At 42.3% G+C, this 16577-nt stretch carries 22 protein-coding genes and 1 pseudogene; 3 read left to right on the top strand and 20 right to left on the bottom strand.

All coding sequences use genetic code 11. From position 1 onward, the window contains the following. Positions 1 to 463 precede the first annotated feature (463 nt). Positions 464 to 1634: pseudogene (locus tag HZC12_08430) on the bottom strand (argininosuccinate lyase). Positions 1635 to 1748: 114 nt separating this feature from the next. Between HZC12_08430 and HZC12_08425 the strand changes: the two are divergent. From HZC12_08425 to HZC12_08415, 3 genes are read left to right on the top strand one after another with little or no spacing between them, the layout of a single operon-like run. Further along, positions 1749 to 1946, top strand: a complete 198-nt coding sequence (locus tag HZC12_08425) for a DUF523 domain-containing protein (GenBank protein ID MBI5026730.1) — start codon at positions 1749 to 1751, stop codon at positions 1944 to 1946. After that, positions 1943 to 2614: a rhomboid family intramembrane serine protease gene (locus HZC12_08420; protein MBI5026729.1), complete on the top strand. Its 672-nt coding sequence runs from the start codon at positions 1943 to 1945 to the stop codon at positions 2612 to 2614. The genes HZC12_08425 and HZC12_08420 overlap by 4 nt, the downstream gene beginning before the upstream one ends. Positions 2615 to 2620: 6 nt before the next feature. Further along, positions 2621 to 3481 carry a zinc-ribbon domain-containing protein gene (locus HZC12_08415; GenBank protein MBI5026728.1) on the top strand — a complete coding sequence of 287 codons (861 nt, stop codon included), beginning with the start codon at positions 2621 to 2623 and terminating at the stop codon, positions 3479 to 3481. Here the strand turns inward: HZC12_08415 and HZC12_08410 are convergent. The 19 genes from HZC12_08410 to HZC12_08320 form a co-directional block, all read right to left on the bottom strand. Continuing rightward, the gene (locus HZC12_08410; protein ID MBI5026727.1) at positions 3476 to 4834 is read right to left on the bottom strand and encodes a HAMP domain-containing protein; all 1359 of its coding nucleotides are present in this window, start codon (positions 4832 to 4834) and stop codon (positions 3476 to 3478) included. The two genes, HZC12_08415 and HZC12_08410, sit on opposite strands and share 6 nt — an antisense overlap. Before the next feature lie 3 nt (positions 4835 to 4837). Next, on the bottom strand, positions 4838 to 5524 hold the full coding sequence (locus HZC12_08405; GenBank protein ID MBI5026726.1) for a response regulator: 687 nt from the start codon (positions 5522 to 5524) through the stop codon (positions 4838 to 4840). Further along, complete coding sequence (gene phoU, locus HZC12_08400) at positions 5521 to 6180, bottom strand: phosphate signaling complex protein PhoU (GenBank protein MBI5026725.1); 660 nt, start codon at positions 6178 to 6180, stop codon at positions 5521 to 5523. Before phoU ends, HZC12_08405 begins: the two co-directional genes overlap by 4 nt. Before the next feature lie 39 nt (positions 6181 to 6219). Then, entirely contained in the window at positions 6220 to 6990 is a 771-nt protein-coding gene (gene pstB, locus HZC12_08395) for a phosphate ABC transporter ATP-binding protein (protein MBI5026724.1), read from the bottom strand. Further along, positions 6984 to 7892, bottom strand: coding sequence for a phosphate ABC transporter permease PstA (pstA, locus tag HZC12_08390; protein ID MBI5026723.1), 909 nt, complete (start codon positions 7890 to 7892; stop codon positions 6984 to 6986). Before pstA ends, pstB begins: the two co-directional genes overlap by 7 nt. A gap of 2 nt (positions 7893 to 7894) precedes the next feature. Further along, a complete protein-coding gene (pstC, locus tag HZC12_08385) occupies positions 7895 to 8779 on the bottom strand; it encodes a phosphate ABC transporter permease subunit PstC (GenBank protein MBI5026722.1) in 885 nt (294 codons plus the stop codon). Between the two features lie 68 nt (positions 8780 to 8847). Next, positions 8848 to 9357: a hypothetical protein gene (locus tag HZC12_08380; GenBank protein MBI5026721.1), complete on the bottom strand. Its 510-nt coding sequence runs from the start codon at positions 9355 to 9357 to the stop codon at positions 8848 to 8850. Positions 9358 to 9461: 104 nt separating this feature from the next. Next, positions 9462 to 9695 (bottom strand): SHOCT domain-containing protein, encoded by a 234-nt coding sequence (locus tag HZC12_08375; GenBank protein MBI5026720.1) that lies wholly within the window; start codon positions 9693 to 9695, stop codon positions 9462 to 9464. A gap of 40 nt (positions 9696 to 9735) precedes the next feature. Beyond that, on the bottom strand, positions 9736 to 10554 hold the full coding sequence (locus HZC12_08370) for a cation-translocating P-type ATPase (protein MBI5026719.1): 819 nt from the start codon (positions 10552 to 10554) through the stop codon (positions 9736 to 9738). Between the two features lie 17 nt (positions 10555 to 10571). Continuing rightward, entirely contained in the window at positions 10572 to 11753 is a 1182-nt protein-coding gene (locus HZC12_08365; GenBank protein MBI5026718.1) for a cation-translocating P-type ATPase, read from the bottom strand. Then, positions 11746 to 12036 carry a helix-turn-helix transcriptional regulator gene (locus tag HZC12_08360; GenBank protein MBI5026717.1) on the bottom strand — a complete coding sequence of 97 codons (291 nt, stop codon included), beginning with the start codon at positions 12034 to 12036 and terminating at the stop codon, positions 11746 to 11748. The genes HZC12_08365 and HZC12_08360 overlap by 8 nt, the downstream gene beginning before the upstream one ends. 461 nt (positions 12037 to 12497) lie before the next feature. Continuing rightward, on the bottom strand, positions 12498 to 13502 hold the full coding sequence (locus HZC12_08355) for a PstS family phosphate ABC transporter substrate-binding protein (protein MBI5026716.1): 1005 nt from the start codon (positions 13500 to 13502) through the stop codon (positions 12498 to 12500). A gap of 175 nt (positions 13503 to 13677) precedes the next feature. Beyond that, on the bottom strand, positions 13678 to 13857 hold the full coding sequence (locus tag HZC12_08350) for a hypothetical protein (protein ID MBI5026715.1): 180 nt from the start codon (positions 13855 to 13857) through the stop codon (positions 13678 to 13680). After that, on the bottom strand, positions 13854 to 14045 hold the full coding sequence (locus tag HZC12_08345) for a hypothetical protein (GenBank protein ID MBI5026714.1): 192 nt from the start codon (positions 14043 to 14045) through the stop codon (positions 13854 to 13856). Before HZC12_08345 ends, HZC12_08350 begins: the two co-directional genes overlap by 4 nt. A gap of 2 nt (positions 14046 to 14047) precedes the next feature. Next, positions 14048 to 14251, bottom strand: coding sequence for a hypothetical protein (locus tag HZC12_08340; protein ID MBI5026713.1), 204 nt, complete (start codon positions 14249 to 14251; stop codon positions 14048 to 14050). A gap of 133 nt (positions 14252 to 14384) precedes the next feature. Continuing rightward, entirely contained in the window at positions 14385 to 14603 is a 219-nt protein-coding gene (locus HZC12_08335) for a hypothetical protein (protein MBI5026712.1), read from the bottom strand. A gap of 91 nt (positions 14604 to 14694) precedes the next feature. Continuing rightward, a complete protein-coding gene (locus HZC12_08330) occupies positions 14695 to 14841 on the bottom strand; it encodes a hypothetical protein (protein MBI5026711.1) in 147 nt (48 codons plus the stop codon). Between the two features lie 88 nt (positions 14842 to 14929). Next, positions 14930 to 16240, bottom strand: a complete 1311-nt coding sequence (locus HZC12_08325; protein ID MBI5026710.1) for a glycosyltransferase — start codon at positions 16238 to 16240, stop codon at positions 14930 to 14932. Between the two features lie 91 nt (positions 16241 to 16331). Next, positions 16332 to 16577: hypothetical protein (locus HZC12_08320; GenBank protein ID MBI5026709.1), on the bottom strand; the 246-nt coding region annotated here is incomplete at its 5' end.

The raw sequence follows: 16577 nt of genomic DNA, 5'->3' as shown, positions 1-16577 counted from the left end.
GATGGCAGCCCCTCGGTCTCTCCAACTGAACTAACACGATAATGATATTTAACTGAAGGAACTACATCCCTGTCTGTAAATGCGGGGGTTACGCTTTCCCCGATTAGCTTAAAGTCACCGCCCTCGGAGCGATAAATTCTGTACGCCTTTATCAAATGCCCTCCGGCCCCGAGGCTTCGGGGGGGATTCCATACAAGGACAACACCGGACTGCATATAGACCGCAGTAAGACCGGAAGGGGCTTCAGGTTGACGAATTTGATCTGTTTTCAGAGGCTCTACTGGTCCCGCCGAGGCGGGGCTGTCAGAAGCAGCACCTGGGCTGTAAGGAGCAGGCATCTTCAGGGCTCCCCTTTTACCACAGGCAGGAAAAAAAGTAAACAGTAAACAGCAAACAGTAAACAGGGAAAAGAAAAAAACCTGTCTACCGACTATTGCATGCTGGCTACTTATTTTCTTGCTTCTCATTTCTCAACTTCACGCTTCTTGAGTTCTTTGATACGATTAAGGATCATTTTCCTTGATGTCCCGCCGTAAGATGACCGGTTGCTTATAGAAGCATTTACAGACAGATAACTGTAGACATCGTCTTTTATTAAACTGGAAAACTTCTTGAACTCACTCATACTCAGGCCTGTTAATCCCTTGCCTTTATCAAGGCAGTATCTGACTATTTTCCCTGTTATTTCATGGGCCTTCCTGAAAGGAAGCCCTCTTTTAACAAGATACTCAGCCAGGTCAGTGGCAGTTGAAAAACCTCCTTCTGCTGCCTTTCTCATTGCATCCTTATTGAATTTTATTTCTGGCAGCATTTCATTTAATATTCCGAGGCATGATTTCACAGTGTCGACTGTGTCAAATACTGGCTCTTTATCTTCCTGGAGGTCTCGATTGTAAGTAAGGGGAATTAATTCTTCAGAGAGCCTCGAAAGGTGGGTCATGAGGATGCTCGATGCAGAAAGAAATTCCACTACAAAATCCCTGTCTGAAACAGCATCCATGCTGTTGTTTGATACCTCCGGAAAATTTAAAAGCTCAGCAACATATTCCCTGTCTATCGGAAGGGTAGTGCCTGCAAGAGCCCCTGAACCGAGCGGAAGGACATTAACCCTCTTGAGGCACTCTTTAAATCTATTTTTGTCTCTCTCAAGCATTTCCCAGTAGCATAGTAAATGATGGGAAAGCAATACTGGCTGAGCCTTCTGAAGGTGGGTATAGCCTGGCATCACAATATCTATATATTTTTCAGCCATCTCCACAATGATTGACTGAAATCTCTTTATGATTTTTTGAATTTCCCCTATCTCGTCCCTTAAAAAAAGCCTGAGATCAAGAGCCACCTGGTCATTGCGGCTCCTTGCAGCATGAAGTTTTTCTCCAGCAGAACCTATCTTTTTTATCAGCGCAGATTCGATATTCATATGTATGTCTTCCAGACCCTCTTTGAACCTGAATCTCCCGGCCTCGATTTCTACCGAGCATCTTTGCATGGGCGATGCTACCTTCAATATCATACTTCCATAACCGCTTATCAAAGGAGATAGAGGCTGTGAAGGACTCGACTGCTTTTTTTGTCCTTTCTCTAAACCTTCCAGACCATGGCTTTTTGAAGCTTCCCAGGGAATCTTTTTTCATATTCGCTCGCAGTGTATTTTCATGCTGCCTAAGTATAAAACTAAAAGGCAGGGCTCTCAAGTAAGTATTAGACATTCAAGTTGACAAAACCCTATTTTTGGATTAATTTAACTTATGGTTTTGGTAAGTGCATGCCTTTCAGGCCTTAATCCAAGATTTGATGGAACAAACAGCAATAAAAAAGATATTAAAGCCCTCGTAGCCTGTGGGAATGCTCTGCCTTTATGTCCTGAACAGCTTGGAGGGCTTACCACCCTAAGACTGCCTATAGAGCTTGAAGGTGCAGATGGCAGGCATAAGGGTGCGCGGTGATACCTTTTAAGGATGACAACCCAACTACCCATTTCCCTTTTATTACAATAAGTTTTATTCTCCTGAATACCATAATTTTTCTCTTCCAATTTACTTATCCTGGTGACTCCACAACACTCGCATTTTCATACGGTGCAATTCCTGCGGCTATTTTGACTATGGAAAGCGTTCAGCCCATACATCCAGCGATTACAGTATTTACTTCTATGTTTATGCATGGAGGTCTCTTTCACATTGCTGGTAACATGTTATATTTATGGATTTTCGGCAACAACATCGAGGATAAATTAGGTCGCATGAGATTCATAATCTTTTACCTCCTCTGCGGCATCATAGCAGCTTATAGCCACGCAATTATCGAGCCATCGTCGAACGTCCCAATGATAGGCGCAAGCGGCGCAGTATCTGGAATCTTAGGGGCTTATGTCCTTCTATTCCCAAAGGCAAGGGTACATACACTGATCTTCCTCGGTTTCTTTATACAGGTCGTGAGAATACCTGCTTTGATTGTTATTGGTTTTTGGGCTATAATTCAATTTGTAAATGGCATTATAAGTACAGCTACCATCCCTCAGGGTGGAGTTGCATGGTTTGCTCATATAGGAGGGTTTCTCATAGGCATTTTAACTATAAAACTTTTCCTGAAAACACGAAGGAGGTATTATTAATAAAAAATGATTATCCAGTGTCCGAAATGCAAAGTCAGACTTAAAGTTCCTGATGAAAAAATCAAAGATGAGGGGACAAGATTTAGATGTCTGAAATGCAGTACTGTGCTGCTTGTCAAAAAACCAAAACCGGCAGAAATAAAACCTTTAGACCCCAAAAAGGTCCTGGTGGCTCACGATAACCCTGAGATAATAACGCGGATAGAGGATGTTCTTACAGAAGCAGATTATGCGGTAATTACCTCTAATGATGGCGTGGATGCAATGGTCAAGATATCAAAAGAGCGCCCTTTATTTGCCTTTCTTGACGTTGCCCTGCCAAAAATTTATGGATTTGAGGTCTGCAAAAGGCTCAAGAACAGCGAATACACCAGAGGCATGAGAATAATCCTTATTGCATCAATTTATGATAAAACACGCTACAGAAGGGAGCCTGCCTCCCTGTATGGGGCAGATGACTATATCGAAGACCACATGATAGAGGAACTTTTGCTGCAAAAAATGGGCATAACCCCCGTTCAGCCAGAAGAAAAAGTAGAAGAAAAGAGGGAGGAAAAATTTAAGGTTGAAGAAAAACGGGTTGAAGAAAAATTAGAAGCACCAGAAACAGCCGCGGATGAGCTGGTTGAGAGGGCAAAGAGGTTAGCAAGGACTATTGTATCTGATATCACCCTCTACAATCAGCGGAAAGTAACTGAGGGAGTAAACAATGATACATTCTTTGAACTCCTTGCTGATGAAATAAAAGAAGGTCAAAAGCTCTATGAGAACAGAATATCTCCGGAAATAAGGGCTATTAAGGACTTTTACAGGGAAGCCATTGAGAACTTTATTAAAAATAAAAAGAGAGCCCTCGGCCTTTTATGAAGTGCGCAATAGAGGTACAAACAAAATAACCTTTGTACCTCTGCCCACCTCACTTTCTATCTTCATTTCCCAATTGTGGGCTCTAACAAGGTGTTTTACAATAGCAAGTCCAAGACCTGTACCGCCAAACATCCTTGACCGTGCTCTGTCAACCCTGTAAAATCTCTCCCCGAGCCTTGGAATATCTTTGGCTTGAATGCCTATACCAGTATCCTCTATCAGGATTTTAATCTGATTATCGTCCACAACGCCACGGGCCGTCACTGTTCCGTACTCTGTAAATTTAATTGCATTGTCTACCAGATTTAAAAAGATCTGAATAAGACGATTTCTGTCAGCCCTGACATGTGGAAAATCATCAGGTATTTCATTTATTAGGGCTATATCTTGGGAAGATGCCTTAGCCTTGAGCGTAAGGAAAATTGAATCAATAAGTTTTTTTACATCAACTGCCTCGGTCCTCAGATAAACTTCACCTTTATCCAGACTGGAAAGTGTCAAAAGGTCTTCAACAAGGTTGTTCAACCTTTCGCTGTGATTCTTTATAATCTCTAAATGCTTACGAACATGTTCTTTATCCTCTAAGGCGCCATCAAGCAGGGTCTCTGCAAAACCTTTTATTGCAGTTATTGGAGTTTTTATCTCGTGAGATACATTGGCCACAAAATCCTTTCTTACAGTCTCGAGGTGTTTGAGTTTTGTTATGTCATGAAAGACAAGTAGAAAACCAGCCTCTGCCTCTCCTGGATACAACGGCGTTGCTGTGACATATAAGTAACGATTTGAGGGATAAAATATTTCTATTTCTCGTGAGGCAGACTTCCCGGTTTTCCTGACCTCCATCTCCAGGTCATGAATAGCGGGGTCCCTGATGACCTCAAAAAATGGACGGCCTACTATATTTTCGGAAATATTTAGAATCCTGTTAACAGCGGCGTTTGAAAGGGTAATATTTCCAAGCATATCAATCATAAGGAGCCCATCATACATGCTGCTGAGAATGACCTCGAGTGTTCTTTTTTCAGAAGTCAGGTTTTCTATTTTTACCCTTAACTCCTCTGCCATAGCATTTAAATTCCTTCCGAGGTCGCCTATTTCATCGTCCCCTGTTATTAAGAGCTTCTTCTGAAAATTTCCCTTTGAAATTTCCCTTGAAAGCTCAGCAACCTCATTTATTCTCTTAGTTATTGCCCTTGAAACGGAAAAACCTATAAGAATAGACAGGCAGAGTGATATGAGAAACGCTAAGATGAAGTAATTTTTAAGGGGCTCGGAAAGATAGAATCCAAGAACTAAAAAAATCAGAGATATTAAAAGGGCATGGGGAATTATAGTTTTTTTTGATAATTTCAATAGTTAATCTCCGGAGAAATAATACCCCACTCCCCTCATGGTCTTGATGTACTTTGCGTTCTTCGGGTCATCCTCGAGCTGGCTCCGCAGACGCCTTATGTGCACATCAACTATCCGTGGTTCAACAAAAGACTCGCCCTTCCAGACAGAATCAAGCAGGTGGTCACGGCTGAAGACCTTGCCTCTATGTTCTATAAGAAACCTGAGAAGCCTGAACTCTGTAGCGCTAAGCTTAATAGGCCTGCCCCTGAGACTCACAGCATAAGTATCAAAATTTACAGCGAGCTCCCCAATCTTTACCTCTTTATTGGCGCCACGCTCCTGCTCGCTTCTCCTTAACACAGCCTTTATCCTCGCTATAAGCTCCCTGGGGCTAAAGGGCTTTGTTACATAATCATCTGCGCCCATCTCAAGGCCAAGAATTTTATCGACCTCGTCTGTCTTTGCTGTGAGCATGATTACAGGGATTTTAGCGGTCTTTTCGTCTTTTCTTAAGATTCTGCAAAGCTCAAGCCCCGGGATACCAGGAAGCATTAAATCAAGGATAATGAGATCATAATTTTCTGCCCTTATTTTCTTAAGGGCCTTATCGCCACTTTCAGCATATTCAACAGAATAACCTTCCTTTGTAAGGTTATATTTTACAAGTTCTACCAGATCAGGCTCATCATCTACAACAAGTATTCTCATGCTGGCCCTGTATGCCTTATTATCTTTCCCTCTACCATATAAATAACCATTTCAGCGATGTTGGTAGCGTGATCTCCGATTCGCTCAAGATATTTTGACACATAGGTAATCCTCGTAGCCCTTGATACGGTATGTGGGTCCTGTATCATAAAAAAAAGCAGTTCATTGAATACCTGGACATTAAGCATATCTACTTGATCATCCCTCTTTATTACAGCCATGGCAAGTTTTGTATCCCCTTTTACCAGGGAATCGAGGGCATCCCTCAGCATCCCCCCTGATATTTCCGCCATCCTCGGTATATCTATGTAAGGCTTAAGTATCGGCTCTTCATTGAGCTCGATTGCCCTTTCTGAAATATCCTCTGCTAAATCCCCCATCCTCTCAAGGTCTGTAGTTATCTTCATTGCGGTCGTGATAAACCTCAAATCCCCTGCCCTCGGTTGTCTGATAGCTAAGAGCCTTATACATTCTTCGTCTATCTCGACATCAAGGGCATTAATCTTAGGGTCATTCCCAATAACTTTTCTTGCGAGTTCAGAATCCCTTTCAACGAGGGAAGCGACAGAATCCCTTATGGCAGTCTCAACCATCGCACCCATTCTCAATATCCTCTCTTTCAGTTCTCCAAGTTCTCTATCAAAGACGGTTGTCATATTGCCTCCAGCTTAAATTAGGTTGAGGTTCAGTATGCTTTATCCAAACCTCCCTGTAATATATTCCTCTGTAAGTTTCTTAGTTGGTGCTGTGAATATCTTATCTGTTTTGTCAAATTCAATAATCTCCCCTAAATACATAAAGGCAGTATAGTCCGATACCCTTGCTGCCTGTTGCATGTTATGAGTGACGATTATTATGGTTACTTCATTTTTTAATTCTATTATAAGTTCTTCGATTTTTGAAGTCGCTGTTGGATCAAGGGCTGAGGTTGGTTCATCAAAGAGGAGAATCCGAGGGTCTGTCGCGAGTGCCCTCGCTATACAAAGCCTCTGCTGTTGCCCACCAGAAAGCTCAAATGCTGGCTTATAAAGCCTATCCTTTATCTCATCCCAGAGGGCTGCACCACGCAGGGATTTCTCTACTTTCTCATCGAGTATGCTTCTCTTACTGACCCCTCTTACCCTGAGGCCATAGGCAACATTTTCGTATATTGACTTTGGGAAAGGATTTGGCTTCTGAAAGACCATACTTATCTGCATCCTTATCTCAATAGGGTCAATCTCAGGTGAGATGATATTAATATTGTCAGGATAAAGGATGATTTCTCCTTCATACCTGTTATTAGGGTAGAGATCATGCATGCGATTAAAGCATCTAAGAAATGTTGTCTTCCCACAACCTGAGGGACCTATAAGGGCTGTAACCTTTCTTTGCGCTATAGGCAGATTGGTGTCTTTAAGGGCATGGACAGAGCCATAATAGAAATTAAGTTGTTTGACTTCAGCTTTTAGATTATCCGTTACCATCTTATTTTCTTCCTGAATCTATATCTAATATAAATTGCGAGGCCGTTCATAATCAATGTCATTATCAGAAGTACGATACCTGCTGCTGCTGCATTTACATGAAACCCCTTTTGCGGCCTCGATACCCAGTTAAAAAGTTGAATGGGCATAACAGTAAAAGGGTCAATGAGCCACTTAAATGATATGAACGGAAACTCCGAGGATATGGGCGAAGATGGAAGAAAGGCTATAAAGGTCAATGCCCCGACAGTGATCAACGGGGCTGTCTCTCCGATAGCCCTCGAAAGCCCTATTATAATTCCTGTGAGGATTCCGCCTGTGGAATAGGGGATTATGTGATGCTGGACAGTCTGCCACTTTGTAGCGCCCAGGGCATATGATGCCTCCCTTATGGAATTGGGTATTGCCCTTATAGCCTCCCTCGTTGCCATTATGACAACCGGCAATATCAACAGGGCAAGGGCAAGTCCACCGGTAAGAATGCTCTCACCAAGCCTCAGGAAATATACAAATAATCCCAGTGCAAGGAGGCCATAGATGATTGAAGGGACGCCTGCAAGGTTTGCCACATTAATCTCTATAATATCTGTAAACCAGTTTTTCCTTGCATACTCCTCAAGGTATATCCCTGCAGCAACGCCGAGTGGTAAGGCTGTTAGCGCTGTAACGACCATTACAAGGGTCGTCCCAACCCATGCAGAGAGTATCCCTGCCTCTTCTGGAAACCTTGATGGGAACGATGTGAAGAATTTGTAACTCAACCTCGGAGAGCCATCAATGAATAAATCCAGAAAGAGCGCAAATAATAGTGCAAGGCCGACAAAGGAGGAAAGGAGTCCAGTGATTGCGAAGGTGTAGTCCCAGTATTTTGAGATCTTTATTCGTCTCTTAATGTCTTCCATATTTAGTATTTTTCTCTTAACTTTGCCCTTAAGAAGAATCCAAAGATATTAAAAAAAAGTGTCATAAAGAACAGGGCGATGCCTGCCGCAAATATTGTTTTATATTCCAATGTCCCATACGGAACATCACCGAGGCTTACCTGGACTATATATGAGGTAAAGGTCTGAACAGGCTCTAAGGGATTGAATGTGAAATTCGGCATCATTCCAGCAGCAATTGCAACCACCATGGTCTCACCTATTGCCCTCGATATTCCCATGATAAACGCTGCTGCTATCCCTGAAAATGCAGCAGGTATAATGACCTTGAAGGCTGTCTGTAGTCTTGTAGCGCCCATTGCATACGAGCCCTCCCTTATATGCATCGGGACAGCCTTCATGGCATCCTCACTCACAGAACTCACATAGGGTATAATCATTATCCCCATTATAATTCCAGGGCTTAAGGCATTGAAACCCGAAAGGTCTGGTAAAAATTTCTGAAGTATGGGGGTTAAGAAGAGTAATGCAAAATAACCATATACCACAGTCGGCACCGCTGCCAGGAGTTCGAGTATTGGCTTTATCACCTCTCTTACCCTGTGAGGTGCATATTCGCTTAAATATATCGCAGCAATCAGACCCAATGGCAATGCAACTGAAAGTGCAATTGAAGTTGTCAGGAGAGTCCCTGCAACAAGTGGAAGGACGCCGAACTTTGGTTCTGCAAAAAGGGGAGTCCACTGAGTGCCTGTCAGAAACTCTATAATCGGAATCTCTTTAAAGAAGCCGTAGGACTCATAAAATAAAATAACTACAATGCTCAGTGTAATAAATATGGAGGAGGCAGCACTTAAAAATAGAATGGCCTCTATAAGAAACTCTTTAAACCTGACCTTTTTCCTCATAAAAGTTTTTAACGGAAAATTATAAAATCCGTTTGTTACAACAATGTTACAGTTATGTTACAGTTATGTTAAGAAACACTACTGTCCAGGATAATGTGAAAATTCTCTGGATTTATACTCAGGTTAACCTCAATACCATCACGCCTTATAGAGACCGACTGTCTATATTCCGTCATATCAGAAATAACAGGCACTCTATATTTCTTTGAAAGTTCGAAAAAAAAGTTAGTGGGAAATTGCTTTTCATTTTTTGAAACTGCCACTACATCATACTTCATAATGCTGAGTGCTTTTATCATTGCCTCTGCCTTGAGCCTCCCCTGAGGAGTATCCTTATCGAGGAAATTCCCTGCATCTATAAGGATATAAGGAGAAAGCCTTTTTAGATGTTCGGCAAGATAGCCCGCTCGCCTTGCCACTCCGCCAAAATCAGTCTTTGGAGAGCAACCGCATGGCTCAAGTTCACCATTCACGCCACCTGTATAAATGATACTGAGCGTCTTTACCTCTCCATGAATGACAGATGGCAACAGCATAATTAAAGGCATCAGGATATATAAGACAGAGAGCTTCATCATTAACCAACCTCGCCTTATACAACAATATTCTAACAATCTAAAACACACAGAAGTTAAAACTGCCTTCAGAACCTATCAGATTTTTGATTCATAAATCAACCCTTCTACTCTAAATCCCTTTTCCTTTTGACAAAATCTTCCTGGTCAATTTCACCTTTTGCATATCTCTTCTTGAGAATATCAAGTGGTGTCTCTTCTTTAGGAGATGCACCTCTACCGGCAATTGCCTTCACAAGATAGACAATCCCTAAAATCACCAGTGCCCAGAAGGCTATCATCAGGATAAATCCAAACCATCCCCAGCCCATACCATATCCATACATCCAATCTCCCCACATCCAATCACGCATCATACCTGCCTCCTATCTTCGGTAATTTTCACCTAAGTAATCTTGAAGAATTTAAAAACACAAGCACATCGGGCATTACATGGGCAACTGCTGCCATTGCAGGAGAGAGTATCCCTGTTGAGGCGAGGGTAATGCCGACTAAATTGAAAACTATACCCACCGCAAGATTTTGCTTTATAATGCTGAACGTCTTTCTTCCAATCATCACCGCCTCCGGAATCTGCTTCCACTCATCGCGCATTAATGCAACATCCGATGCCTCAATTGCTGCATCAGAGCCAACAGCTCCCATAGCTATGCCCACATGTGCCTGTGCAAGGGCAGGCGCATCATTTATGCCGTCACCTACCATCAAGACTCTTTTGCCTTTTGATGCAAGCTCTTTTATCTTACTTACCTTATCTTCAGGCAGTAGTTGCGCCACGACATTTTTAATGCCGAGGGATGAGGCAATGGCATTAGCTGTTCTCGGATTATCGCCTGTAAGCATAATCGGGTCATCAAAACCGAGCCCTTTCAAGGAGGCTATGGCCTCTATGCTCCCCTCCCTTACAATGTCAGCCACGCATATAACTCCGCAGACAGTGTTGTCATGGGATAAAAGGAGGGCTGTCTTGCCATTCTCTTCCCTGTCGTGAATATATCTTTCGATCTCGTCCGAAATGGCTATATCCGATATTCTCAACATCTCCCTGCTTCCGAGGACTATCTTTTTGCCGTTTACAGTAACTTCTATGCCCATTCCAGGAATGACCCTGCATTCATCCGGCTCAGGAACCGCAGCCTCCATTTCTGATGCCTTTTTGATTATCGCCTTTGCGAGGGGATGCTCTGAGTATCGTTCCACTGCTGCAGCACAAGATATTATCTCCTTGTCATCATGATCAGGGCTTCGAGGTAACGGCCTCCCTTTATAATAATGCCCTTTTTTGCTGCCCTGCCCATGCTCGCCACCACTGCAAGCGGCGTAGCTATGGCAACGGTGCAGGGACATGCCACAACAATAACCGCAATGGTGTTCGTTATCTTCCATGTAATTAAAAATGTGATGATTGCGATGACTAAGATTGCAGGCGTAAAGTATGAGGCGAATTTATCTGCTATCTTCTGGACAGGAGCCTTTGACGCCTCTGCCTCTTCAACGAGCCTTATAATCCTTGAATATGTGGTGTCTTCTCCTGTGTGAGTTACCTTTATGAATAAAACACCAAGTTGATTAATTGTTGCTGCGTATACAATGTCACCTTCCTTTTTTTCCACAGGGATTGATTCACCTGTAATCGGTGCCTGATTTATCGAACCCCTTCCCGAGATTATCACACCTTCAACAGGGATTTTTTCGCCGGGCTTAACAACAACAATATCGCCCCTTTTTATATCTTCCACAGGGACTTCCATCTCTGCATCTTCTCTTTTCACCCTTGCTGTCTTTGGAGCCATTTCAATTAATTCCTTTATGGCTTTCCTCGCTTTTTCCATGGTAAAAGAATCGAGGAACTCTGCTATGAGCATGAAAAAGGCTATTATGGCGGCTGAGCGGAATTCTCCTATTGCAGCGGCGGCAACGACTCCCAGCGCCATGAAGACATCGGCTGTGACAGTCCTGTTTTTTAAATCTATGAAGGCGTGCCTTATCAAAGGATAGCCGCCGACTATTACGGCAAATATCGAAAACAGGTCTATTGCCGTGATTGATTTTGTTATGCCTGTGAAACTAAGGGCGAGCAACAGAAAGACAAATCCTATCCTTAACAGGTCAAAGGTCCATTCTCCCCTAAAAAATATTTCTAAGAAGGATTTGCCGGAGACCTCACCGCTTCCCGTTAAAACCTTATACCCAAGGCCGCTTATAGTATCGACTATAGATTTTTCCTTTATTAAAGAGGGGTCGAACTGTATATCCGCCTTCTCCGCGCCTAAATATACGGTTATGCCGTGAATTCCTTCATGGCGCAGCAGAGCCTTCTCTATTTTTTCGGCGCACGCGGCGCAGTCGAGCCCTTTAACCGTAATGGTGAGTGTTTTTATGACGTCCTGTTTAGCCATCTTCCTCTACATGCCTCAGACATTCGTTAAATAAATTGGTGATATGTTCATCGTCAATGGAATAAAAGACCATCTTCCCCTCTTTCCTGTATTTCACGAGCCTCATATTCCTCAATATCCTCAACTGATGCGAAACAGCAGAGCGAGTTGTATTCAACAGGTTTGCCAAGTCGCATACGCAAAGCTCCTGAAGTGACAGCGCAAAGACTATTTTTGTCCTCGTGGCATCTCCAAGCACTTTAAAGGTCTCTGCAATCCTCTGCATTGTAGTCTCGGACTTCATCTTCTTTTTGACAGATGATACCTTCTTTTTGTCAATGCAGGTTATTTCACAGACTTCTTCTTTACTTCTTCTCACAGCTTCTCCAATCTCTTTACAATATATGAACAACTATTCAACTAAGTATATTAGATGAAAGATGCATGTGTCAAGAAAAGATCTCTTTCAGGGAAAGGTGGTTTCCTCGTTTTTGGGGGCAGTCCCTATTCGGAGCCTGCCCCGTACGAGGGGACTCAGCTTCGCTTTGTCTATAAATAAGGGCAGTCCCAGAGGCTATTTTCCACGCTTCACTGAAGGGTTACGTTGTGAATTCTTTTTTAAGAAGAAGTTTGGACAGGATCCCGGAGGATTTGGTTAAGGAAAAAGGTTGAATTTGGTTGGATGCCCTGTTGATTGCCGCAGGGTTCTTCATCGAATAAAAAAAGGGCGTGTGTTTACACGCCCTTCTGAATCATTAACAAAGGTTATTTCTTTTCCTCTCTCGCAAGCAGATCCTCTATCTTAACGCCTACTTCTGCCTCTCCACCAAACAGGGTTCCCGTCTTTCTTTTTGTGAATCTCTCCTCTGCGAGCTTATATGCCTTATCAGGGAGGGGGACATATTTGACCTCTTTTACAAGTCTTGACGCACTCTTTAGATAGAATTCTACAAACTCCTTCACCTCTGGTTTGTCCAATGACTTTTTGCTTACATAGATAAAGATCGGCCTCGAAAGGGGCTGGTATGTGCCGTCCATAACAGTCTTCTCGGATGGAAGCACCTCTTTCCCTGTTTTAGGATTGATTACAGGGACGAGCTTTAATTTGTCCCTGTTCTCTTCGTAGTATGCTAAACCAAAGTAGCCGAGGGCATTTTTGTCTCCTGCTATTCCCTGGACAAGGACATTGTCATCCTCGCTTGAAGTATAGTCCCCCCTTGATGACTTTGCCTTTTCTACAATCGCTTCGGTAAAGTAATCAAAGGTACCTGAGTCCACACCTGGACCGAATAGTTTCAGTGGGGCATTAGGCCATTCTGCTCTTACCTGATTCCATTTTGTAATTTTCCCCTGAGCTGCAGGTTCCCAGATCTTTTTAAGGTCAGCAACGGTCATGGACTTAACCCATGTATTTTTCGGATTCACCATAACAGCAAGACCATCATAGGCAACAGGGAGTTCAATGTATTCGATGCCTTTCTCTTTACATGCATCCATCTCTTTCTTAAGTATAGGTCTTGATGCATCAGATATATCTGTCTCACCCCTGCAGAACTTTTTGAATCCCCCGCCTGTTCCTGAAATACCTACAGTCACTTTAATACCGGCCTTCTTAGCCTTCTGGAATTCCTCTGCAACAGCCTCGGTGATTGGATAGACCGTGCTTGAACCGTCAATCTTTACAATCTTTTCTGCAGCCATTACTTGGACTGAGGTAGCCATCACCATAACTATGAGGGCAATCATGCCCACAAAAATCTTTTTGAACATTTCTTAACCTCCTTCTTTGTTTTTAGTTTTTAGTTTTTAGTTTTTTTACTTCTCCATTCCCACTTCTTATTTTCTCACCCCCTTTATCACTAACATTCTTTCGAAGGATAACAGAGTATTGTTACAGAGATATTAAGGAAATGTTAAATTTTGAAGTAAGATAGGCACACTATTCTCATGCCGAAATCAGGCCATCCACTTCACTTTTCACATCTGTATTCCTTAAAAAGAAAGGGCATTTCTTATGGCTCTTGGTCTTACAGTATTCCTCAAGTTCAAAATTACTCGGGACATACGTATTATTCACAGCTTTACAGACGGATACAACCCATTTTTCAAGATAGGGACATCTCATGGCCTCCTCCATATGTTTTTAAAAGGTTTTGCTCTTCTCGCACCTATGTCTTTCGATATCGTCTTCTCCCTCACAATTAATGGACACTTTTCAGGTCTTGCCTCGCAGAAGAACTTGCTGAATCGTGGAGTAACAGGGATACCTCTCAGGCACCTCAGATCCTGGGCCAGATAATCAAGACATACCATTTCTACCTCCTCCTTAAGACCTTTGACAGGAATATCGGGCAATTGTCATAGTTTTCAGTGTCACAATAAGTTGCCCTTTCATTTGCTGTTGGCAGCAGAAAACAAATAGAGGCATTGCACATATCAGATCTGTCGCAATAGGGACACCGTGATTCATACGCGTTTCTGAGCTGCATTGATAATGCAATATCAACAATGCTGTTCATCTTCATCTCCTTTCCCGATTATTGCAGGAGGCGCATCTGACCTCCTGTCCCTCTGTAAGTATCGCTTCCATGCTCATATTTAAACAGATGATTATTAAACCTTTATTAAGGCATTGTTAAATTTATGTTACAATTATTGACCCGCCTCCGGTACAGCATCAGATAAGAACGATTTTGCAGCCATCTTTATCAGTGAAGATTTGTATATGGAACATGCTTCATAGCGCCTGTTCATGCATAGCCTTATATCGGCATCTTCCATATTTCTTATGAACTCGTTGGCGATGCTGCATGTTGCCCCATCAGGGCTTCCTATCAGATGTGGACAGATTACATTGCTTCTTTGATACATAATTCCCTCCGTATTCACGGCTTTTTAGCCTTCTTGATTAGAATAAAGATTTTCTGTTACAGGATTATTAAGGCAGAATGAAATTTCTGTGTCATCTCCAGTGCATGGCTATTGTTGGACTTTCAAAAACCACTTTTAGATCAAGGAATATCCTCGCAATTCCCATCATAAGGGCAAGGATTACAAGAGGTATCATCAGCTTGATGATTATGTCTACAACTTTTTTGAACAATCGCACGTGGTGATTATAAAGGACTGGATGTTACGGGATTATTAACGGGAGGTTAAATTTTTAGAATCATCTGCCATGTCTCAACTGTCTGTATTCACACGAGCCTTGCCTTTATCGCATCCGCAAGCCTGTATCTCCATGACCATAGACCGGTTTCCGGATAGAGCGAGAGTATCGAATCCCTGCCGATGATATATCTGTTCCCCCTCCAGACAACCGTGTTGCTAAATAATGGCACAAACCAGATAAGCCCGATAATTATGTCTTTGACGGGTGATAAAAGATAATACAGAGGGTCAAGGGTCAAGGGTTTAGGGTCAAGATTTTTTTCTTTTCCTCTATCCGTTGACCCTTGACCCCTGACCCTTGACCCTATTTTTTTGCCAATGTAGTAATCGCCAAGAACCTTGATAAAACTAACAAGTAACGCAAAGGATATGGTTATCCTTGATGCCTCCCACATAAATATCGGAAGGCAGGATATGAATACAGGATTGCTGATTAGTTCTGAAATATATTTAAAACCACCGATTTTCCATCTGAGCTTTCCCCACCTTATATGTCTGTTCAGGAATTTTTTAATGCTCCAGTATTCATTCACATTATTTATCATGTGGTTTGACAGTATGACCTTCTTCCCCCTCTTATGAATCTTCTTTCCGATGATATAATCTTCTGCAAGAACATCCTTTACAGACCTGAATCCACCAATAGCCTCGAGATCGCCTTTCTTCATCAGCATGGATTTTCCTACAACACATGGCATCTTTAAAAATTTATCAAGGAAGCAGACGCTGCCCGTGATAAATGAATTAAGGTGGAGATTTTCTAATACAGAGCCGATAGTGCGTCCTCCAACGCCTCTTATCATATTGCTTACAAGACCAACACCAGGGTCTTCTTCCATATACGTGACGGTATCCTTTAAGTAATTCTTTCCAACCATGACATTGCTATCGCTTATGAGAATTAATTCGTATTTCGAAGCCTTATAAGCAGGTATAAGGTTATTAACCTTTGGATTGAGCCCATCATTACACCTTTCAACTATGATATTGATGTCTTTATCAGGATACTTATCCTTTATTTTTCTAACTACTTTATAAGCGGGGTCATTGTGGTCCTGAAGGGAGAATATAATTTCGTATTCGGGATACTCCTGCGTGCAGAAGCTCGCAAGATTGTCGAACAAATTATCGTCAAGGCCTTTTAGGGGTTTGAGGATGGAAACTGGTGGAAGTTGAGAAGTTGAGAAGTTGAGAGGATGAGACGCTGAGGAATTCTCATCTTCCCAGCCTCTTAACTTCTTATCTTCTTTTAGCGTTGACCGCACTGCCCATATCTGAAGCCCATAAGCTATAAGTCCTAAGAGTGTCAGGCCTGCAAAAATGTAAAATATTTCCATATTTTCCCTCCTAAAACTTACTTTCCTTTAAACTTCTGCGTCTTCCTCTGTGTTCTCTGTGATCTCTGTGGTTTCATTCCCTAAGGTTTTTCTAACTTCTAAAAAGCGTTATAGCCACTCCTTTGTTATGCCTTATGCATTGCTTTATTGATTCAATATTTTTTTCGCAGTTAAGTAATGTCTTCCATGAGAATATGTGTCTTGCCCTATGAAAATCGCTATTTGCGATGTAAGGGTATTTCTTGAGGCTTATCACATTAAAGACATCGTCCCTGTTTGCTATCTCCCAGGCATCTATATGTTTGGCGTATTTATCCCTGTTATTCCAGAGATAGAG

The organism is Nitrospirota bacterium (assembly GCA_016214385.1).
Taxonomy (GTDB): domain Bacteria; phylum Nitrospirota; class Thermodesulfovibrionia; order UBA6902; family JACROP01; genus JACROP01.
Note: the sequence above shows the minus strand (reverse complement) of the source record. Positions and strands in the feature narration are given on the sequence as shown.